The 19,623-nt window shown below is 73.3% G+C and carries 16 protein-coding genes; 7 read left to right on the forward strand and 9 right to left on the reverse strand.

What is annotated here, in order from left to right; all coding sequences use genetic code 11:
* Positions 1–21: 21 nt before the first annotated feature.
* Positions 22–2,724, forward strand: coding sequence for a DNA polymerase I (gene polA / locus WMF26_RS48390; protein WP_437998230.1), 2,703 nt, complete (start codon positions 22–24; stop codon positions 2,722–2,724).
* Between the two features lie 283 nt (positions 2,725–3,007).
* Here polA and rpsT read toward each other — a convergent pair whose 3' ends face one another.
* The 4 genes from rpsT to WMF26_RS48410 all read right to left on the reverse strand — a co-directional run bounded on the left by rpsT (position 3,008) and on the right by WMF26_RS48410 (position 5,772).
* Positions 3,008–3,292: a 30S ribosomal protein S20 gene (gene rpsT, locus WMF26_RS48395; RefSeq protein ID WP_129580564.1), complete on the reverse strand. Its 285-nt coding sequence runs from the start codon at positions 3,290–3,292 to the stop codon at positions 3,008–3,010.
* 13 nt (positions 3,293–3,305) lie between these two features.
* Positions 3,306–3,494 carry a hypothetical protein gene (locus WMF26_RS48400; RefSeq protein ID WP_020741788.1) on the reverse strand — a complete coding sequence of 63 codons (189 nt, stop codon included), beginning with the start codon at positions 3,492–3,494 and terminating at the stop codon, positions 3,306–3,308.
* 104 nt (positions 3,495–3,598) lie between these two features.
* Positions 3,599–5,188 carry a hypothetical protein gene (locus WMF26_RS48405; RefSeq protein WP_437998231.1) on the reverse strand — a complete coding sequence of 530 codons (1,590 nt, stop codon included), beginning with the start codon at positions 5,186–5,188 and terminating at the stop codon, positions 3,599–3,601.
* Positions 5,185–5,772, reverse strand: a complete 588-nt coding sequence (locus tag WMF26_RS48410; protein ID WP_061624415.1) for an RNA polymerase sigma factor — start codon at positions 5,770–5,772, stop codon at positions 5,185–5,187. The genes WMF26_RS48405 and WMF26_RS48410 overlap by 4 nt, the downstream gene beginning before the upstream one ends.
* A 391-nt stretch (positions 5,773–6,163) precedes the next feature.
* Between WMF26_RS48410 and WMF26_RS48415 the strand changes: the two genes are divergently transcribed.
* The gene (locus WMF26_RS48415; RefSeq protein WP_437998232.1) at positions 6,164–7,492 is read left to right on the forward strand and encodes a S41 family peptidase; all 1,329 of its coding nucleotides are present in this window, start codon (positions 6,164–6,166) and stop codon (positions 7,490–7,492) included.
* Positions 7,493–7,580: 88 nt separating this feature from the next.
* Here WMF26_RS48415 and WMF26_RS48420 read toward each other — a convergent pair whose 3' ends face one another.
* The 4 genes from WMF26_RS48420 to WMF26_RS48435 form a co-directional block, all read right to left on the reverse strand.
* Complete coding sequence (locus WMF26_RS48420) at positions 7,581–8,828, reverse strand: FAD-binding protein (protein ID WP_437998233.1); 1,248 nt, start codon at positions 8,826–8,828, stop codon at positions 7,581–7,583.
* Entirely contained in the window at positions 8,807–10,591 is a 1,785-nt protein-coding gene (locus WMF26_RS48425) for a glycerol-3-phosphate dehydrogenase/oxidase (protein ID WP_061622180.1), read from the reverse strand. The genes WMF26_RS48420 and WMF26_RS48425 overlap by 22 nt, the downstream gene beginning before the upstream one ends.
* Before the next feature lie 99 nt (positions 10,592–10,690).
* Complete coding sequence (locus tag WMF26_RS48430; RefSeq protein WP_020741795.1) at positions 10,691–11,434, reverse strand: glycosyltransferase family 2 protein; 744 nt, start codon at positions 11,432–11,434, stop codon at positions 10,691–10,693.
* Positions 11,431–12,780 carry a protoporphyrinogen/coproporphyrinogen oxidase gene (locus WMF26_RS48435; protein WP_437998234.1) on the reverse strand — a complete coding sequence of 450 codons (1,350 nt, stop codon included), beginning with the start codon at positions 12,778–12,780 and terminating at the stop codon, positions 11,431–11,433. The genes WMF26_RS48430 and WMF26_RS48435 overlap by 4 nt, the downstream gene beginning before the upstream one ends.
* A 244-nt stretch (positions 12,781–13,024) precedes the next feature.
* On the opposite strand from WMF26_RS48435, the gene WMF26_RS48440 reads away from it, so the two are divergent.
* From WMF26_RS48440 to WMF26_RS48460, 5 genes are all read left to right on the forward strand, one after another.
* The gene (locus WMF26_RS48440; RefSeq protein ID WP_437998235.1) at positions 13,025–15,007 is read left to right on the forward strand and encodes an aconitase family protein; all 1,983 of its coding nucleotides are present in this window, start codon (positions 13,025–13,027) and stop codon (positions 15,005–15,007) included.
* A gap of 134 nt (positions 15,008–15,141) precedes the next feature.
* The gene (locus WMF26_RS48445) at positions 15,142–15,372 is read left to right on the forward strand and encodes a TIGR04563 family protein (RefSeq protein ID WP_012241296.1); all 231 of its coding nucleotides are present in this window, start codon (positions 15,142–15,144) and stop codon (positions 15,370–15,372) included.
* A 42-nt stretch (positions 15,373–15,414) separates the two neighbouring features.
* Positions 15,415–16,506: an alpha/beta fold hydrolase gene (locus tag WMF26_RS48450; RefSeq protein WP_437998236.1), complete on the forward strand. Its 1,092-nt coding sequence runs from the start codon at positions 15,415–15,417 to the stop codon at positions 16,504–16,506.
* The gene (locus tag WMF26_RS48455; protein ID WP_437998237.1) at positions 16,503–17,726 is read left to right on the forward strand and encodes a hypothetical protein; all 1,224 of its coding nucleotides are present in this window, start codon (positions 16,503–16,505) and stop codon (positions 17,724–17,726) included. The genes WMF26_RS48450 and WMF26_RS48455 overlap by 4 nt, the downstream gene beginning before the upstream one ends.
* A 55-nt stretch (positions 17,727–17,781) precedes the next feature.
* Positions 17,782–18,267, forward strand: a complete 486-nt coding sequence (locus tag WMF26_RS48460) for a YbjN domain-containing protein (protein WP_437952856.1) — start codon at positions 17,782–17,784, stop codon at positions 18,265–18,267.
* 42 nt (positions 18,268–18,309) lie between these two features.
* Here the strand turns inward: WMF26_RS48460 and WMF26_RS48465 are convergent, their stop codons facing one another.
* Positions 18,310–19,608, reverse strand: coding sequence for a formylglycine-generating enzyme family protein (locus WMF26_RS48465; protein WP_437998238.1), 1,299 nt, complete (start codon positions 19,606–19,608; stop codon positions 18,310–18,312).
* Positions 19,609–19,623 lie beyond the last annotated feature (15 nt).

Consider the following 19,623-nt stretch of genomic DNA (forward strand, 5'->3'; position numbering starts at 1 on the left):
CGAGGTGCTAAGGGTCGGTCCATGTCCACGCGCCCTACCGCGCTTCCCCCGGCCGGAGCTCCGGACGTCCTCTACCTGATCGACCTCTCGGGCTACGTCTTCCGCGCCTACCACGCGATCAGCCCGCTCTCGAGCCCGAGCGGCGAGCCGACGCACGCGACGTACGGCACCGTCGCGATGCTCTCGAAGCTCGTCGACGAGCGGAAGCCCGCGTACCTCGGCGTCGCGATGGACTCTCCGGGCAAGACGTTCCGCGACGATCTCGACCCGCGCTACAAGGCCCACCGGCCGCCGCCGCCGCCCGACCTCGGGGTGCAGATGAACCGATGCCGGGAGATCGTCGAGGCGTACTGCATCCCGATCTTCATCCAGGAGGGGCTCGAGGCGGACGACCTCGTGGCCGTCGCCGTCGCGCGGGCCAAGGAGCGGGGGCTGCGCGTGGTCATCGCGTCGAGCGACAAGGACCTCATGCAGCTCGTCGACGGCGACCGGGTGATGCTCTGGGACGCGATGCGCGACAAGGTCTACGGGCACCCCGAGGTCGTCGCGAAGTTCGGCGTGCCTCCGGAGCAGGTGCGCGATCTGCTCGCCCTCGTCGGCGACAGCTCGGACAACGTCCCCGGCGTCCCCGGCGTGGGCCTGAAGACGGCCGCCGAGCTGCTCGCGCAGTTCGGCTCGCTCTCGGCGATCTACGCCCGCCTCGACGAGGTGAAGAAGCCTCGCATCCGCGAGTCGCTCAAGCAGCACGAGGCCGACGCGCTCCTGTCGCAGAAGCTCGTGACGCTCGACGGCAGCGCCCCGGTCTCGCTCGACCTGGAGACGCTGCGCTACGGCGGCGCGGACACCGGGAGGCTCCGGGAGCTCTTCACCGAGCTCGGGTTCTCGCGCTTCCTGAAGGCCGTCCGCGCGCCCGAGCCCACGGCGCGCGCGTCGACCTACCGGGTCGTCGCGACGCGCGAGGAGCTCGAGGCGTTCGCCAAGTCGGCGCGCGCGGCCGGGCGCCTCGCCATCGACGTGCACGCGACGAGCCGCGAGCCGATGAGCGCCCACGTCTGCGGCGTCGCGCTCGCCTGCGAGCCGGGGCAAGCCGTCTACGTCCCCCTGGGCCACCGCTACCTCGGCGCGCCGGCCCAGCTCTCGATGGGCGACGTCGACGCGGTGCTCGGCCCGCTGCTCGCCGACCCCGAGCTCCCGAAGGTCGGCCACGACGTGAAGTTCTGCGAGGTGGTCCTCCTGCGGCACCGCATCGGGCTCGTCGGCGTCGCGTTCGACACGATGCTGGCGAGCTACCTGCTCGATCCCGAGGGGAAGAACCAGCTCCACGAGCTCGCCGAGCGCGAGCTCGGCGCCAAGGTGCAGACCCTCGACGAGGTAGCCCCGAAGCGCCGCGGGCAGGCGCAGCGCGGCCTCGACGAGATCGAGATCGGCGAGGCCGCGACCTACGGGGCGGCGTCCGCCGACGTCGCGCTCTCGCTCACCGACCGGCTGCGCCCGCGGCTCCGCGCCGAGCGGCTCGAGGATCTGCTCGTGCAGATCGAGCTGCCCCTCTCCGCGGTGCTCGCGGAGATGGAGCTCACGGGCGTCCTCGTCGATCCGCAGGCGCTCGCGCAGCTCGGCGCGCAGATGACGACCGAGCTCGCGGCGCTGGAGCAGAAGGCGCGCGAGATGGTGGGGCACGACATCAACCTGGCGTCGCCGAAGCAGCTCGAGACCGTCCTGTTCGACGAGCTCAAGCTGCGCTCCCAGCGCAAGACGAAGACCGGCCGCTCGACGGACGCCGACGTGCTGGAGACGCTGGCGGAGGACCACCCGTTCCCCGGCGTGGTGCTCGAGCACCGCGTCATCGCCAAGCTCAAGGGCACGTACGTGGACGCGCTGCCGCGCCTCGTGCACCCGACCACGGGCCGGATCCACACGCGCTGGAGCCAGGCCGTGGCCGCGACGGGGCGGCTCTCGTCGCAGGATCCGAACCTGCAGAACATCCCGATCCGCACGGAGCTCGGCCGGATGATCCGGCGCGCGTTCGTCGCGCCGCCCGGGAGCGTGATCGTGAGCGCCGACTACTCCCAGATCGAGCTGCGCGTCCTCGCGCACCTGTCGAAGGATCCGGTGCTCGTCGACGCGTTCCGCACCGGGCAGGACGTGCACGTGCGCACGGCCATGGAGATCTTCGGCGTGGACGAGGCGGGGGTCACCGACGAGATGCGGCGCCGGAGCAAGACGATCAACTTCGGCGTGATCTACGGGATGGGCGAGGCGGCGCTCGCGAAGCGCCTCGACATCTCGCGCGCGGAGGCGGCGCGCTTCATCGACGCCTACTTCGCGCGCTACCGCGGCGTGCACGAGTTCATGGAGCGGACGATGGCCGAGGCGAAGCGCTCCGAGTCGGTGCGCACGCTGCTCGGCCGGCGCAGGCTGCTCCCGGACCTGCGCAGCAGCGACCGGATGCGCCGCGCACAGGCGGAGCGCATCGCCCAGAACACCCCCATCCAGGGGACGGCGGCGGATCTCTTGAAGCTCGCGATGGTGCGCATCCCGCGCCCCGTGGTCCCCGGCGCGCGCATGGTGCTCACGGTGCACGACGAGCTCGCGTTCGAGGTGCCGATCGAGGCGGTGGAGGAGGCGAAGGCGAAGGTGCGGGAGGCCATGGAGTCGGTCTTCCCGCTCGACGTGCCGCTCGTCGTCGACATCGGCCACGGTCCCACCTGGGCCGACGCTCATTGAGGGGCGGACACCCGCTTCGGATACGGGCCCATCTCGGCGTTTTCGGTGCTCGGCGTACCGGAGTACGCCTCCGCGCCGAAAACGCCGAGCTGGACCCGTCTCCTGTGCGGGTGCCCGCCGCTGGCGTCGTACGGGGGAGAGTGGAGAGGGGCGGAGCTGCGCTCGCCGCGGCCGCGACGGCAGCGGCGGAATGGCAACGGGCCTACGGTGGTGCGGGGGGACAAAACGACGACGCCCGCTTCACCTTGCGGTGAGCGGGGCGTACGTACGGAGGGGTTGTTGCTCAGCCCGCGGCGGTCTTGGCGGCGACGCTCGCCTTGTGCAGCGCGAGGGCCAGGCGGCTCTTCACACGCGACGCGCGCTTGGCGGGGATCGTCCCCTTCGAGGCGGCGCGATCGAGCGCGCTCACCGCGGCGGTGACCAGCGCGGTGGACTCTTGCGGGACGCCCTTCAGCCCGGTGCGCGCCTTCTTGACGACCGTGCGGAGCTCCGACTTGGCGGCGCGGTTGCGCGCGGTCCTGGTGATGCGCTGGCGGTTGCGCTTGTCGGCGGATGCGTGATTGGCCATGAGAAAAGCTCTCCTACTTCTTCGCCTGCGCCTCGGCGGGCGTGGCAGCGCGCTGGGCGTCCGGCGCGTTCTGATCGTAACCCGCCGGATGGATCGGGAACTTGGGGGTGCCGTGAGCGCGCTCGAAGCGCTTGCGGCGGGTGCCCGAAGTGCGCGCCTTGCGCCGACGGATGCGCTGGGTTTGCTGAGTCGCGGAAACCATGGGGGCGCGCATTCTACCTGCGGGCACCCTCATGTCAACCGGGACGTGGGGCCCTCCGGTGCCCGGGTCCGCCCGGGGGTCGGGGCCCCCTGAATTCCCGGGAGCTAGGGCCGGATCGTGGCGTTCACCGAGAACGAGGGCTTCGAGAACGGGCCCACGTTCGCGGCCTTGAGCGCCGCCTGCACGCAGCTCGACTGGCCGTTCGAAGCCGCCCAGCCGCTGACGCTGACCTTGCTCACCTGGCCGGTCGACGAGAACGTGATCTGCGCCCGCGACACGTCGTCCGCGCCCGCGACGCACGCCTTCGCGTTGCCCATGACCGAGCCGAGCGCGGCCTGGACCGAGCCCTGCGACGGCTGCTCGGGGACGTTCTGCTGCCGCAGCGGGCCCGAGGCCGGCACCGGCGCCTCCGACACCACCGACGGCTGCTTCTCCCCCTCGTCGCCCACGGCGGCCTGCATGGCGGAAGGCAGATCCCCCGGCTTGCCCGCCGGCGTCGGCGCCGCCGCCACCTTTCCCTGCTCCGGCTTCGGCGCCGCGGCGGGCGCAGGCGCCTCGGGCGCAGCCGCTGGCGCCGCCGCGCCGGCGCCGACCGGCGCGGCGGCCGTCTTGGGCGCCGCGGCCAGCCTCTCCGCCGTCACCGTTTCCACCGGCTGCGGCTCGGGCTCCGCGTTCTCCGCCGGCGCGGCGGGCGCGGCGGCGACCGGGGCAGCAGGCGCTGCCGGCTTCTCCTCGCGCGGCGCGGCGGGCGTCACGTCCGTGGTCGGCGCTGCCGCGGTGGCGGTCGCCGTCTCCTGCTGCGACGGCGCCTTCGTCTTCACCACGACGGCCACCGCGGCGGCCAAGCCCAGGGCCGCGAGCGCCGCGCCGGCGATCATCCCGCCGGACCGCTTCTTCGCAACAGGCTGGGCGACGGGCGCGGACGGGGCGCGCGGCCTCCTCGCGGACACCGCCGCGACCGCGTCCTGCCTCTCGCTCTCGAGCGTATCGGCCATGCCGAGCGGCGCCTTCTCGGCGGCCTCCACGTGCTCCGGGGGGACCGACGCGCTGAGCCGGTTGAGATCGATGACGCCGGAGTCCTCGGTCACCCCCTCGGCCGGCCGCAACGCAGGCGACGACGCGCGCATGACGCCGGAGATCGACCCCCGCCCCGGCGGCGACGACACGCGCCCTGGCGGCATCGAGCCGCGTCCCGAGGCCGGCAGCGGCGTGGACAGCGGGCCGCGTCCGGACGGCACCGGCGTGGACAGCGGACCGCGCGCGGACGGCACCGGCGTCGAGAGCGCCGGGCTGCTCCCCGTCGCGCCGCTCGCGCGACCCGGCGCCTGGCTGGCGCGCTCGGCGATCTCCTTCAGCGACTGGCGTTTCTTCTCCGGGGGCCGCGAGGCGCTGCCGCCCGACAGGCGCGCTTCAGACTTCGAGGCCCTGCCTGCTTCCGATCCGTCCGCCATGGTACTGCGCTCTCCTGCGGTGCGTGCTTCTCGCGAAATGTCCCCGGCCTGCTCCTCGCCAGGCTCTGCGGCGAGATCCGGGGCTGCGAGGAGGTCGGCCACCGCCGCCGCATCCTCCGATCGCCGGGATAGAGCGACCTCGACGATGCGAGCTGCCCGCGTCTCCCACGCCGCCTCGTCGACGGTGGGGGCAGGCCAATCGTTGAGCATCTGGTCGAGGTCGAGCTTGCTGGTGACGTTCATTCGGCGTCCCCTCCGAAACCACGCTCCGCGAGGTATGCGCGGAGCTTGCGGCGCGCCTCGTGGACGCGCCAGGCGACTGTTCCTTCCGGACACCCCAGGATCCTGGACGCGTCCTCGTGGGGCACGCCGTCGATGCACACGAGGATGAGCGTCGTCCGCAGCGTGTCGGAGAGCGTATCGATGCCGTCGCAGAGCGCGGCCGCGAGCTCGCGCCGCTGGGTCGTCGCGGCCGGATCGACGCCGTGGCTCGGGCGCGTCTCGAGCAGCAGCGCCTCGATCCGCGGATCGTCCGTGGGGGTCGAGTTCCTGGTCGGCTTGCGCGCCCGGATCATGTTGAGCGAGAGGTTCACGGCGATCCGGTAGAGCCAGGTGAAGGGCTCGCTCCGCCCGTCGAACCGATCGAGCGCCTGATAAGCCCGGACGAAGGTCTCCTGGGTCACGTCCTCGGCCTCCGCGCCCGAGCGGACGAGGTGGAACGCCAGCCGGAAGATGCGCTTCTGATATCGACGGACCAGCACCCCGAACGCCTGGGCATCTCCGCCCCGGGCTTGATCGACGAGCTCACGATCGGTGGTCTTGGCCATCCTAGCCGCCTCGCGGTGCGAATTGTCTCCCGCGCACGGACGACAGCGCAGCCGCGGACAGCTCTTCGCGACGGCCGCTGACCGTCTCGGCGAGAGAAGCCCCTCGCGGCGAGCCCTGCTTCGCGGAGGCGGAGCAGGGCGATGAGGAGGCAAGTTCCACGTTCAGGCGCGCGAAGATAGCCGAACACTCCTCCTAGGACAAACCATGCGCCCTGGACCTTGGGCGTCGCGGCGCGACTTCGACCGGCCCGGCGGTACGCCCGCGCCGGCGCGCCCCGGCCGGCGCTTGCCCGGCGGCGGCGCCCTGGCCGGCGCGGCGCCGGGCGGGCGCCGATCGGGGCGCGGCCGGCGCGCTGGCCGCGCTCGCCCGCGTCGCTGCTATGGTCGGCGGATGCGACGCTTCTCGAGCTGGATGCGCACCCTGGGGCTCATCGCTGCGGCCTTCGCAGGGGGGGCGGCGACTTCCCACCTCGCGGGCGCGAGCACACAGGCGCAGAGCCCCTACGCGCCGCTCGAGCAGCTCGCGCGCGTGCTCGTGCTCGTCGAGAACAACTACGTCGAGCCGGCGCAGCGCAACAAGATCATCGACGGCGCCATCAAGGGCATGGTCGCGGAGCTCGATCCGCACTCCGCGTACATGAACGCCTCCGAGTTCGCCCAGTTCCAGGAAGAGACCGGGGGGACGTTCGGCGGCGTCGGCATCGAGGTCGACACGAAGGACGACCAGATCACCGTGATCGCGCCGATCGAGGGCTCGCCTGCGGCGCGGGCGGGCATCCGCTCCGGCGACCAGATCATCGCGATCGACGGCCGACCCGTGCGCGGCGAGCGCCTCGACAAGCTGGTGAAGATCATGCGCGGGGCCCCCGGCTCGCGGGTGAAGCTCACGATCCGCCGGCAGGGCGCGGCCGAGCCGCTCACGTTCGACCTCGCGCGGGAGCAGATCCACGTCACGAGCATCGCCGCGAGGCGCCTCGATCGCGACGTCGCGTACGTCCGCGTGAAGCAGTTCCAGGACGGCACCCACGAGGAGATGCTCCGCGCCGCGGCGACGCTGCGCGCCGCATCGAAGGCGCCGCTGGCCGGGGTGATCCTCGACCTGCGCAACAACCCCGGCGGCCTCGTGCACGAGGCGGAGGCCCTCGCCGACGAGTTCCTCTCGTCGGGGACGATCTACTCGACGCGCCAGCGCAACCAGGTCGTCGACGAGGCGAAGGCGCACGACGGCGGCGCGTTCGCCTCGCTGCCCGTGGTCGCGCTCGTGAACGAGTACTCCGCCAGCGCCGCCGAGCTCGTCGCGGGCGCCCTGCAGGACAGCGGTCGCGCCACGGTCGTCGGCGCGACGACCTTCGGCAAGGGGTCGGTGCAGACCATCTACGAGCTCCCCGGCGGCGCCGGGGTGAGGCTCACGACGATGCGCTACTACACGCCGAAGGGGCGCTCGATCCAGGCCCAGGGCATCCGGCCGGACATCGTCATCGAGAGCGCGCAGCAGTCGCTGCCGGCCGCCATCCTCCGGGAGCAGGACCTCGAGGGGCACCTCCCCGCCGAGGGATCGATCGGCGACGGCTCGCCGAGGGCCGTGCTCGTCGAGAAGCGCGCGGCGGCCGCGGCGCGCGGCCCTGAGGGCGACGTGCCCGCCGATCCCACCCGCGGGAGCGATTTCACGCTCGCGGTCGGCTACCAGCAGCTGCTTCGCGCGATCCCGGCGAGGCGCTAGCGCGCGAGGACACGCGCGGAGCGACCGGCGCCGATGGCCGCTCCTGTCCGCGCCGGCCCTCGGCGCCGGCCTCGGGCCTCGGCCGGCGTCAGGCCTCGGCGCCGGCGCGGAGCCCGGTCGTCACCGCGTCGAGCACGGTGCGCGCTCTCCCGGCGATGGTCGCCCCCGCCGCCAGGATCCCGGGGGCGGCGCGGACGCCCTCGCACCGCACGCCCACCGACTCCAGCGCGCCCGGCCGCTCGCCGCGCGGCCAAGCGACGACATCGAGCTCCGGGCCCTGCATCGAGCTCACCACGCCGAACGCGCCGCGCGCGTCGCCCAGCGTGACGGGCGCCTCGACTGAGAGCGCGAACGGCGCGCCGCCGCGCGCCGGGAGGTCGGGACCGGCGCCGCGCTCGGGCGGGGCATACACGATGCCCCCGCCGGCGAGGCCGCCGATCGCCAGGATCACCGCGTCCGCGGCGAGCGGCACGTCCTCGCCCTCCACGTGGACCGAGACGCCCTCGCCAGGTCCGCCCGGCCCCCCGGGGGCACCGCCCACCGCGCGCACGCGGCCGTGGCGCCGCGCCGCCCCGATCGCGGCGAGCAGCGCGTCGCGCGCCGCCTCGAAGCGGAGCCCCGCCGGCGAGCCGGCGCCGATCAGCGCCTCGCCCACGGGGACGCCGAGGCGCGCCGCGAGCGCCTCGGCCCGCGGCGCGCGCGCGCCGAGCCAGGGGCCGAGCAGGATCGCCCCCGCGCCGCCCGCGCCCTCGAGCGCCTGCCGGAGCCGATCGAGCAGCCAGGAGAGCCGCGCCGGATCGTCGTGCCGGGCCGCGAGGTCGCCGTCGGCGATCTGCCGCTCGTCGTCGAAGCGCAGCACCGGCGCGTCGACCGGCAGGAAGCGGAGCCCCCGCGCCCGGGCGAACGGCTCGTCCGTGAGCGCCTCCGCGAGCGCGTCGGCGTCCCAGGCGGCGCGCGCGGCGCGCGGGATGAGGACGCGCGTGCGGCGGAGCGAGCCGAGGTCGAGCAGCGCGCGATCCCGGCCGCGGGCCGGGCGGATCCGGCCGGCGACGGTCGCGAGGCGCACGCCGGACGCCTGCGGCACGTCCCACAGGCCGAGCTCCGCCGCGAGCTGCCTCGCCGCCGGCGCGAGATCGCCCGCGGGCAGATCGCTGCCGAGCAGCCGCGCGGCCCGCTCGACCTGCTCCCACGGGACGTCGTCGACCGCGCCGCCCGCGAGCGCCGTCTCCCCGACGCCCGCGGAGATCACGGTGACCTGCGCCCCGCGCCGCCTCGCGCTCCACGCGGCGGCGAGCCCGGCGACGCCGGCGCCGATCACGAGGATCGATCGCGCCACGCCCTCTCCTCCGGCTCCCGCGCGGAGCGCGGCGACCGGCGATCGCTGTCCTCGCACGCCGCCGCGGTCGCCTCGTCGCCCGCGGGCGCGCCGAGCTCCGACCGCACGCTGGCGATCGCGAGCGCCTCCTGCCGCGCCTGCTCCGGGCCGAGCGCGACCGCGCGCGTCATCGCCTGCCGCGAGAGGAACTCCACGGCCTGCCGCATCCCGTCGCGCGGCGGGAGCGAGAGCTCCTGCGCCACGATCTGCCCGCACCGCGCCGCGCAGCGCATGCCCCCGCACGCGCCGAGGCCGAGGCGCGTGCGGCGCGCGACGTCGGCCACGCTCCGCGCGAGCTCGTGCCGGAGGACGTAGCGCACCTCGGCCTCGATGACGGGCTCGCAGGGGCACACCGTCGCCGCCTCGCGTGGCCGCTCGCGCACGCGCTCCTCGATCCGGAGCGCGCGCGAGCCGTGGCGGTAGACGAGCCGCCGGGCGGCCACCGCGTCGATCTCCATCCGCCGCGAGAGCGCGAGCGCGTCCACGGGGCGGTCGCCGCCGGGCAGCGCGGTCGTGTGCGTCACGCAGCGGGCGCCGAGATCGAAGCGCCGCGCGAGGACGTCGGTCATCTCCTGGGCGAAGAGCCGGAAGCTGGCCAGCTTCCCCCCGATCATCGAGTAGAGGCCCGGCGCGCCGTGCGCCGCGTGGTCGATGATCTGGTGCTCGCGCGAGAGCGCGTCCTCGGTCGGCCCGTACGCGTAGAGCGTTGGCCGCACGCCCGCGTACGTGCCGATCGCGCGCGCCTCGTGGATCTGCGGGAACACGCGGGCGATGCCCTGGACCAGGTACCTCACCTCCTCGCTCGTCGCGCGGACCTGATCGAGGTCGCCGTAGAAGTCGTCGTCGGTCGTGCCGATGACGCTCATGTTCTGCCAGGGCTCGAGGAAGATCTGACGGCCGTCGATCGTCCTCGCCATGATCGCGTAGTTGGTGAGGCGACGGTCGAACACGACGTGCACGCCCTTGCCGGGCCGCACCCGCGAGCTCGCGGCGGGGAGGCCCGCGAGCGACGCCGTGATCGGCGACCACGCGCCGGTCGCGTTCACGACCGTGCTCGTGCGGAGCCGCCCGCCCTCTCCGGTCACGCGGTCCCGGTAGCGCACGGCGACGACCTCGCCGGTGTCCTCGCGGCGCTCGACCCGCTCGACGGTGTGCCCGACGTACACCTTGGCCCCTCGCTCGATCGCGTCGACGGCGTTGGCGATGCAGAGCCGCGCGCCGTCGATCCCCCACTCGTCGAAGCTGAAGCCGCCCACGAGATCGCCGTGCAGCCCCGGCTCGAGCCGCCGGAGCTCGTCGGGCGAGAGGCGCGCGTGCGGCTTGCCGCGCTTGAGCGGCTGGTACTTGTCGTACGCCTCGAAGAAGCCGTCGGCGAGCGTGTAGAGGATGCGCCCGTGCCTCGCGTCCTCGAACGGGACGAGGAAGGGGATCCGGAACAAGAGGTGCGGCGCGATCGCCTGGATGTGCCCCGAGTCGCGGCACGAGTTCTCGGTCACGTGCGGATCGCTGGTCAGGTACCTGAGCCCGCCGTGGATCATGCCGCTCGAGTTCCCGCTCGCGCCGAACGCGAGATCGTTGCGCTCGAAGAGGGCGACCTTCAGGCCCCGCTGCGACGCGTCACGCGCGACCCCCACGCCGTTGACACCGCCGCCGATGACCACGACGTCCACGTCGGTGTCGGCGCGGCGGGCCGGCCTTGCGGCGCTCGAGGGGAGGATCGTCACCTGCGGCGTATTAGCATGCCAGAACTTTTCCACGAGCGGGCCCAGCCTCGCGCGCGGCGCTGCAGATGCTGGCCGAGACCGCCCGCCCGAGACCGGCCGTCAGCCGCGGACCCGGATCGCCCAGGTCAGCTTCGCGAGGTTGCGGAGCACGTTCGGGACGCGGCGCGTGAGGTTGATCGAGGGGCGCCGCTTCTCCAGCACGCGGACGGGGATCTCCTCGATCCGCAGGCCCGCCCGGTAGGCGCGGATGACGAGCTCGCTGGCGAAGACGTCCTTGTCCACGACGCACTCGCGCACGATCCCGAGGAGCGGCTCGCGCAGGAACGCCTTGAGCCCGTGCGTGTCCGTCCCGCGGAAGCCGAGCGTGGCGCGGAGGAGCCCGTTGTACATCTGGCTCGCCGCGTGCCGCGCCCACGGGCGATCGTCGCGCGCCCCCTGGATGAGCTTCGAGCCGATCACCATGTCGACGCCGCCCGCCCGCAGCATCGCGATCGCGCGGCGCTGGAAGTCCACGTCGCACAGGTCGATCTCGTCGCAGAGGACGAAGCGCCCGCGCGCCCGCTCGATGCCCGCGCGGAGCGCGGCGCCGTAGTTCGGCTCGCCGATCGAGAAGTGCCGCACTTCCGCGTACTTGCGCTCGAGCTCGCCGGCGATGGCGAGCGTCCCGTCGCGCGAGCCGTTCTCGGCGAGCACGAGCTCCCAGCGCCACCCGAGCGGCAGCAGCCGCTCGCGCAGGTCCACGACGGCGGCGTGGAGGATCGCCTCCTCGTTGTACACGGGGATGACGATGGAGATCTCCGGCGCTTCGCCCGCGTCCCCGCGGCCAGGCTCGGCGGCGCTCACGGCGCACCTCCGAGGAGGGCCTGCGCGCGGAGCGCCGCGTCGCGCCCGAAGTGGAGCGCGTCCTCCATCGAGGAGTAGTTCCAGCCGCCGTACCGCCCGCATGAGAGGATGCGCTGGCCCTCGAGGAACGGCCGCACGGCCTCCAGCGACCCGAAGTAGCTGTGATCGAACACGACGTACGCGTGATCGATGCGGCGCAGCCGGGCGAAGCGGACGGCGCTCGGGGCGGGGATGAGGCCCATCTCGACGAGGCCCTCCGCGACGCGGGGGAGCAGCGCCGCGAGGTCGGGCTCGGCGCGATCGGCGAGCTCGACGTAGAGGCCGGCCTTGCCCGGCGGGGCCATGGCGGGGGAGAAGTTCGAGTAGCAGCCCACGCGGTAGAACGGGTACTTCGCCTCCGGGACGTAGACCCAGTGCAGCGGCTTCCCGCACGGGGTGTCGAGCGCCACGTCGAGGTAGTGGAGGTGCGTGCAGCGCAGCCGGGAGGCCGCCTCGGCGACGGACCGAGGCGCGTCCGCGAGGAGCCTCACGAGGGCAGGCAGCGGCGCGGACGAGATCAGCACGTCGTACCGGACGATCTCGTCGTCGAACACGAGCTCGCGCGCGCGCCAGTCGATCGCCGCGGGCGCGCGGCCGAGCTCGATCGCCGGGGTGCGCGCGTCCCGCGGCCGCTGCTCGGCGAGCGCCCGCGCGAGCCCGTGCGTCAGCTGGCCGATGCCGAGCCGCGGATAGAGGAACTTCGCGTTGTAGCCGAGCTCGCGGTCGTTCAGCCCGACCGCTCCGGCGAGCACGTCCTCGAGCTTCGGCAGCGGGACGAAGCGGGAGCACCAGTCGGCGGTGATCTCGCTCGGGTGCACCCCCCAAAGGCGGCTGTTGTAGGGGATCATGAAGTGGCGGCTGATCCCCTCGCCGAAATGCGTCAGGCAGAACTCCTCGAAATTCCTGGGCTCGGGCCGGTCCTTGGCGAAGTGCGCCTCGATGAAGCCGCGGAGGCACTCGTAGGCGACGGCGGGCGGCAGGCCGAAGGTGTTCGCCTGGAACGGATAGCGGGTGTACGTGCCGTTCGACCAGATCATCGAGCGCCGCTCGATCTCGAGGGGATCGGGGCCCAGCCAGCCGAGCGCGAGCGCGCGGGTCGCCGGGTCGCGCAGGTGGAGGAGATGCCCTGTCCGATCGAAGCGGAAGCCGTCGTCCTCGAGCGTGATCGCGTGGCCGCCCGGGCGCGGCAGGCGCTCGAACAGCCGGTGCGGCACGCCCGCTCGCCCGAGGTGGTACGCGGCCGCCATGCCCGTCAGGCCGGCGCCGAGGATCGCGACGGGAACGCTGGAAATCGTGGGTCGGGTCATCGCTCGCGGCCCGGCCGCGGCCGCGGCCGCGAAGACACCACCTCCCCGGTGCGCGGTCAAGGCGCGGTGCCCGGCCGGGGCGCTCGCCCATGCTGGATTTCCTGCCCTCGGCGTGAGGCGGCCCGAGCTCCGCGCGCGCCGGCGAAGAGCGCCGTTGGCGCCTCCGCCCAGAGCGACTAAGTGTGTCTAGGTCCCGTCGCGCGCGCCCGGCGCTCCGCGGCGTCCGAGGTATCCGAGGTCGAAGATGCCCATCCCCCGCCGGAAGTCGGTCCAAGTCACCGGGAGGACCCTCTACCTGACCGAGGACCCGGAGCTCTTGAAGCAGCAACTGGCGGGCGGCGAGCTTCGCTTCGATCCCGCGCAGCACGCGCTGATCGACAACATCTCGACCGACGAGCTCACGCCGGGCTGGGTCTGTTACTACTACGACGAGACGCTCGCCCGGTACTGCCTGGTGGGGCTGCGCGGCGGGCTCGTCGAGCGCGACGCCATCAAGAGCGGCGGCTTCGGCGTCATCGTCAGCGGTCGCTCGAAGGGGTGCGGCAGCTCGCGCGAGACGGCGCCGTACTCGGAGCGCGAGGCCGGGATCCAGATCGTCGTCGCGCGCAGCATCGAGAAGATCTACGGCCAGAACTGCCAGAACATCGGGCTGCTCACGACGACCGACTTCTCGCTCCTCGATCGGCTCGCGCGGGGCGAGGAGATCCCGATCGGCGAGTTCACGCGCGGGCTCGACCCGATCAGCGCCGACGTCGTCGAGTACGGCGGCCTCTTCGCCTACAACAAGGCGCGGATGGCCGGAGAGGTCTCGCCGCCGACGCTCGACACGCCGCCGCGGCCCATGACCCTGTGCGAGAAGATCATCGCGGCGCACGCGATCGTGGACGCGAGGGCGGGCAAGATCGGGGTCCCGGCGGTGAAGCCGGGCGATGCGCTCTTCGTCCGCATCGACGTGCGCTTCTCGCACGAGTACGTCACGCCGATGGCCGAGTCGCTCTTCCGGGCGGGCTTCGGGCCAGACGCGGTCGTGACCGAGCCGGAGAGCGTCTTCGCCTTCCGCGATCACCTCACGTTCCTCGATCGCGTGATGCCGGAGGCGCACCTCAAGCTCGGCCTGCGCGAGCAGGCGGCATCGCTCGCGACCGTGCAGCAGGCCTTCACCGAGCGGCACGGGGTCAAGCTGTACGGCGAGGTCGAGCGCGACGGCAGGACCGTGGGCTCCGAGGCCATCTGTCACAACAAGGTGATCGAGGAGCTCGCGCTGCCGGGGCAGATCGTGGCCGGGACCGACTCGCACACCTGCATGGCGGGCGCGCTCGGGTGCTTCGCGTTCGGCGTCGGCTCGACCGACATGGCGAACGCGTGGCTGACGCGCGACGTCCGCGTCGCGGTGCCGCAGTCGGCGCGCTTCAACCTGACCGGGCGGCTCGGGCCGGGGGTCACCGCCAAGGACGTGATGCTGTTCCTGCTCTCGCAGCCGTTCTGGAAGACCGGCCAGGGCATCGGCAAGGTGCTCGAGTTCGCGGGCGACGGCGTCCGCGCGATGGGGCTCGACGAGCGCGCGACGCTCACGAACATGGCGGTCGAGGCGGGCGGCTTCACCGGCATCATCGAGGCCGACGAGGAGATCGTGCGCTACCTCGTCGAGCAGCGCGGGCTCGCCGCGGAGGACGTGCGCGCGCGCATCGTGCGCGCGGACGCCGGCGCGGAGTACGTGGCGACGTTCGACATCGATCTCGCGGCGATCGAGCCGATGGTCGCGACGCCCGGCGATCCGCGGAACGGCGTGCCGCTGCGGTCGCTCCGTGAGGTCGCGGGCGGCGAGGTCAAGATCGACATCGCGTACGGCGGCTCGTGCACGGGCGGCAAGAAGGCCGACATGGACATGTACGCGTCGGTGCTGCGCCGCGCGGTGGAGCAGGGCAAGCGCGTCGCCGACGGCGTGCACCTCTACATCCAGTTCGGCTCCCAGGACATCCGCCGCTACGCCGAGGCGAAGGGCTACCTCGAAATCTTCGAGAAGGCGGGCGCTGAGCTCGTCGACCCCTCCTGCGGGGCGTGCATCAAGGCCGGACCCGGTGTATCCGACCGCAAGGATCAGGTCACGGTTTCGGCCATCAACCGGAACTTCCCGGGCCGAAGCGGACCCGGCCGGGTCTACCTGGCCAGTCCCCTGATCGTCGCGGCCAGCGCGATCGCGGGGAAAATCGCTTTCCCGGAGTCATGACGCAGAGCGCCTATCGCGGAGTTACACACATAGTGGCCGCAATCGGCATCATGGAAAAACGAATGCTTTCCACGGAAGTGCGCCGTACGCTAAGGTGCTCTTCTGTGGCGGATCGGGAGGAGCCCCAAGAGCGTATGACCGACAAGGACACGCTGGCGAAAAACAACGAAGCCTCGAAGACGGACAAGCGGAAGCAGAGCCTCTACTTTCCGGAGTCGATGCTGCAGGAAATCAAGGAGGAAGCGGCGCGGCTCGATCGCTCGCTTTCTTGGGTCGTGCAGCGCGCGTGGAAGCTGGCGCGGATAGACATCAAAAAGCTTCCGAGTGTCAACGACGTGGCTGACGACGAGGACAGCGGCGACTAACATCGCCGCGAGCCTCGCGTAAGCCGCGTCGCTCGGGGATCGATGGGTCGAGAGCTCTTCGCCGCCGGGAAGGACGGTACGCGGATCTATGTCCGCTACCGGGAAGGTCCCGGCGGCATCGGAAGCTTGGCCAGCGGGGTCGGGGCGGGCTCGGAACGCCTCACCGCGGTGCTCTGTGACGGCATCGCGTGCGACGGCTTCATCTGGAAGTACCTGTGGGACGACCTGGCCCGTACGGTCAACGTCGCCCACTGGAACTATCGCGGCCACGGGCGGAGCAGCCTGCCGGTCGATCCGAAGGCGGTCGAGCTCCGCGACCACGCGAGCGATCTCGTCGCGGTGCGCGCGGCGATCGGCGATGGCCCCGTGGTGCTCTTCGGGCACTCGATGGGCTGTCAGGTCATCCTGGAGCACCTGCGGACCCACCGCGAGGGGGTGCGCGGGCTGGTGTTGATCTGCGGCTCGTCCGGCAGGATCACCCACCATTTCAAGGGCACGGACGTGCTCGCGCAGCTCCTGCCGCGGCTCATCGAGCAGGTCGACGCGTACCCGCACATCGCGCGGGCGATCTGGAGCCGCGTGCCCGCGCCGATGGCGCTGCGGATCGCGCTGCTCGCCCGCGAGGTCGACGCGAGCGCGGTCACCCCGGCGGATCTGCTGCCGTACATGCGGCACATGGTCGACATCGACTTCTCGATGTTCCTCCACATGCTGCGCAGCGCCGGCGAGCACTCGACGCTCGATCTGCTCCCGCAGATCGATCTTCCGGCGCTCGTGATCGCCGGCGACCGCGACACGTTCACCCCGCCGCGCCTCGCCGAGGAGATGGCGGCGGCGCTGCCGCGCGGGGAGCTGATGATGGTGAGCGGCGGCACGCACGTCGTCCCGCTGGAGCGCAAGAAGATGGTCATCGAGCGCGTGGAGCAGTTCCTGCTCGAGCGCGTCCTCGGTGGAGCCCCGGTCGGGAGAGGCGCGAGCGTCGGGCCCTCGCAGGCGTCGGCCAGCGGGGAGATGCCGCACCTGCCGGCGGACGATGGATCGGCGCAGCCTTCGGCCAGCGATGAGCCGGCGCAGCCTTCGGCCGAAGGAGAGCCCTCGCCGGGGGATCCGCGCGGGCTGTCGAACGACCGATGAGCCGCCGCGCACCAGACGGACCAGCGCGCGGGCGGCTGCGACGGCGCGGCGGCGCGGCGGCGCGGCGCCTGGTCGTCGCGGCGGCGCTGATCGCGGCCTCGTGCGCACGGCCGTCGTCCGAGCAGGACGGGGGGGCCGCCGGCGCGATCGCGGCGCTGGCGGAGAACGAGATCGCGCTCGCGCCCGGCGGGGTCTCGGCGCGCTCATCGGGCGAGCCGCCCGCGCCCCCGGCGCCGCGCGTTGGAGCGGCAGGGGACGCGCAGGTCGCGCGCGCGGCAGGGGACGCGCAGGCCGCGCGCGCGGCGGAGGACGCGCAGGTCGCGCGCGCGGCGGGGGACGCGCAGGTCGCGCGCGCGCTCCAGCGCTCTCCGCTGCGCGCGCTCCGGCTCACGGGCAAACCGACCGACGGTCGGTTCGAGGCGATCCTGGCCTTCGGCGCGGGCGTCGAAGCAGCGGCCCCCCGCGAGGTGAAGGTGAAGCTCGCGCCGGCGCAGAAGAAGGCCCCGCTCGCGTTCCGGCGTCCGGTCGCGTTCTACCGGCTGGCGAGGGCGCTCGGCGCGCACGTCGTGCCCGCCGCGACGGCGCGCCGGATCGGCATCGGCGAGCTCGCGGCGCACATCGGCCGCGAGCCGAACGGGCGCAAGCTGCTGCGCCGCTTCGCGGTCATGAACGACGGGACGGTCGACGCGCTGGTCCTCGCGCCCGCTCCCGGTCCGCCCGGACCGCGCTGGGTGTCGTCCCGGCGGCGGTCGGTCCGGTTCGATGACGCGCCCGAGCTCGACGTGTGGGCGCGCTGGGCGCGCGCTCGATCGCCGGCGCGCGGCGAGCGCGCCTCGATCCTCCGCGATTACCTGGAGGTGCTCGCGCTCGACTACCTGGCCGGCAACGGGCTCCGGAAGGAGATCGTCATCGACGTGAGCGCGGGGGCCCTCAGCCTCGAGGCCAACGCCAGCGCGTTCCCGCTGCACGTGAAGGCGCACGAGCTGGATCGGCAGCTCGATCGCCTGGTGGAAGCCGCGAGGTTCCCGCGGGCGCTCCGCGACGCGCTCGCGCGCTTCGGCCCCGAGCAGGCCGCCGCGGCGCTGCGCCCCGGCGGGATCGAGGACGAGCTGGTGCCGCCGCGCGCCCTCGTCGAGCTCGAGGAGCGGCGGCAGGCGCTGCTCAGCCTCATCGAGGCGAAGATCGCCGACAGGGGAGAGGACGCCGTCCTCAGCCTCTAGCGCGGCGCGCCGGCCCCGCCTGGGCCCAGCGCGAGCGCCTCGCCGCGCGCGCATCTTGATCTCCGGCGGCAGCGGGGCGATCACGGTGAACGTGATCGACGTGGCGACCCTGCAGCGCTGGACGGAGGACATCGGCTACAGCGCCGAGCTGACGAAGCCGTCGACCCTGCGCATCCGCCCCCGCGAGGAAGGCGTCGTCGAGCTCCCGCCGTTCTACGTCCAGTGCACCGAGAACTGGGTCGTGCTCTCGATGTTCGGCGTGTTCGACTCCATCGACATGCAGGGCCGCGACGAGGCCGGGGCGAGGCTGACCCCCCTGGCCGAGGACACCGGCCAGATGCTCGGCCTGCTCCGTCACCTGCTCGAGGCCAACCGCGACATGCGCACCGCCAAGTTCGCCCTCGACGATCGCAACGAGATCCTGCTGTGCGCCGAGCTGCCCACCGAGTCGCTCGATCGCTCCGAGTTCGTCGACGCGGTCGAGCGCATCATCGAGTACGCCACCGCGTACCGGCACGCGCTGCTCGGCACCGACACCTGAGCGGCCGGCGAGGGACGGGCGCCCTGCCAGCGCCCGGCGCGATCACTTCTGCGTGATCACCACGCGGTTGTCGTCCCGGTACGTGACGTTTCCCGACTCTCCGCGGCAATCCCAGCAGGTCGCCCACGTGAGCCGCCGCCGCACGTAACCGTTGAAGCCGAGCGCGATCGGCCCCGGGTCGCCCTTCAGCAGCAGCGACGACGCGATCCGGTACCGGTCCCCGGGGAGCTTCAGGAACGCGACGATGAACGAGTCGTCGTCGGACTTCCCCGTCACCACGAGCACCTCCTCGCCCGGCACCGGGTTCCAGAGCAGCGGCGAGGTGGTGAGCGTCGTGTTCGGGGGCGGGCTCGCCTCGGGCTGGATCGCCGGCGTGCCGCTCGGCGAGAGCCGCGTCCGGCCCCGGCTGAGCACGACGTTCACGTCGTCGGGCTCCTTGAAGAACTTGACCTCCCCGCCGAGATCGCGGAGCTGCGGCACCGACGCGAGCAGCTCCGCGACCTGCTGCGGCCCGATCTCCGCGCGCCGGTACGTCTGCTGCCACTGCGGCGACGGGATCGACGCCGCGTTCGGCGCGCCGTGGCAGCACCGGAAGCCGATGTCGTCGCCCGACGCGCCCGGATCGACCGCCGCGCGGCGCGCGCACCGGTGATCCACGCCGCTCGCGCTCGCGGTGGCCCCGCGCACGGCGGCGGCCTTGGGCTGGAGGTTCTCGATCGGCGCGACGTCGCTCGCGGTCCACTCGCGCACCGCGGCCCCCATGCCGAGCACGCCGAACCCGGACGCGCACGACGCCGGCGCCTTGGCGCACGCCGGGTCCCACGCGGCGCCGCCCGCGTAGGGCGTCCCCTCGGGGCCCTTGCACGCGCGCTCCCACTCGAGCTCGGTGCACAGCCGGCCGCCGGCCTGCTCGCAGAGCTCCGAGGCGCGCGCCCGCGTCACGCCCGTGAGCGGCGCCTGCGCCGGATCGTTCGGGTACAGGTAGCGATCGATGGTGAAGCCGCCCAGCTCGACGTCGAGCAACGCCGGCTCCAGCGCGGGATCGCGCCCCTTGTCCCCGGGCGTGCTGCCCGCGACGAGCTTCCCGGCGGGGATCTCGACGCGCGCGGGCCCCGCGGGCACCGCGCCGGCCTGCGGCCTCGCGCTCGCGGCGGGCGACTCGTTTTCGGCCGCCTCGAGCACCTTCCCGGACGGCGCGGGCGCAGCCGGCGCGCCGCCGTCCGCGCGCTTCTCCCCGGCCTGCTGCTGCTGCTGCTGCTCCGCGCGGTCGCAGCCCGCCCCTCCGGCGACGCCGGCGGCGACCAGCAGGATCAGGGCAGCGGCGGGCGTCCTCGTCGGCACGGTTCCTCGCAAGCG

This window comes from Sorangium sp. So ce185 (genome assembly GCF_051526825.1).
GTDB lineage: Bacteria > Myxococcota_A > Polyangia > Polyangiales > Polyangiaceae > Sorangium > Sorangium cellulosum_D.

Bases quoted from the DNA above. Each gene is read 5' to 3' on its own strand.
- WMF26_RS48435 (WP_437998234.1), bottom strand. From the start codon at position 12,780: ATGACCCGACCCACGATTTCCAGCGTTCCCGTCGCGATCCTCGGCGCC.
- WMF26_RS48455 (WP_437998237.1), top strand. From the start codon at position 16,503: ATGAGCCGCCGCGCACCAGACGGACCAGCGCGCGGGCGGCTGCGACGG.
- WMF26_RS48405 (WP_437998231.1), bottom strand. From the start codon at position 5,188: ATGAACGTCACCAGCAAGCTCGACCTCGACCAGATGCTCAACGATTGG.
- WMF26_RS48450 (WP_437998236.1), top strand. From the start codon at position 15,415: ATGGGTCGAGAGCTCTTCGCCGCCGGGAAGGACGGTACGCGGATCTAT.
- WMF26_RS48415 (WP_437998232.1), top strand. From the start codon at position 6,164: ATGCGACGCTTCTCGAGCTGGATGCGCACCCTGGGGCTCATCGCTGCG.
- rpsT (WP_129580564.1), bottom strand. From the start codon at position 3,292: ATGGCCAATCACGCATCCGCCGACAAGCGCAACCGCCAGCGCATCACC.
- WMF26_RS48440 (WP_437998235.1), top strand. From the start codon at position 13,025: ATGCCCATCCCCCGCCGGAAGTCGGTCCAAGTCACCGGGAGGACCCTC.
- WMF26_RS48445 (WP_012241296.1), top strand. From the start codon at position 15,142: ATGACCGACAAGGACACGCTGGCGAAAAACAACGAAGCCTCGAAGACG.
- polA (WP_437998230.1), top strand. From the start codon at position 22: ATGTCCACGCGCCCTACCGCGCTTCCCCCGGCCGGAGCTCCGGACGTC.
- WMF26_RS48400 (WP_020741788.1), bottom strand. From the start codon at position 3,494: ATGGTTTCCGCGACTCAGCAAACCCAGCGCATCCGTCGGCGCAAGGCG.
- WMF26_RS48410 (WP_061624415.1), bottom strand. From the start codon at position 5,772: ATGGCCAAGACCACCGATCGTGAGCTCGTCGATCAAGCCCGGGGCGGA.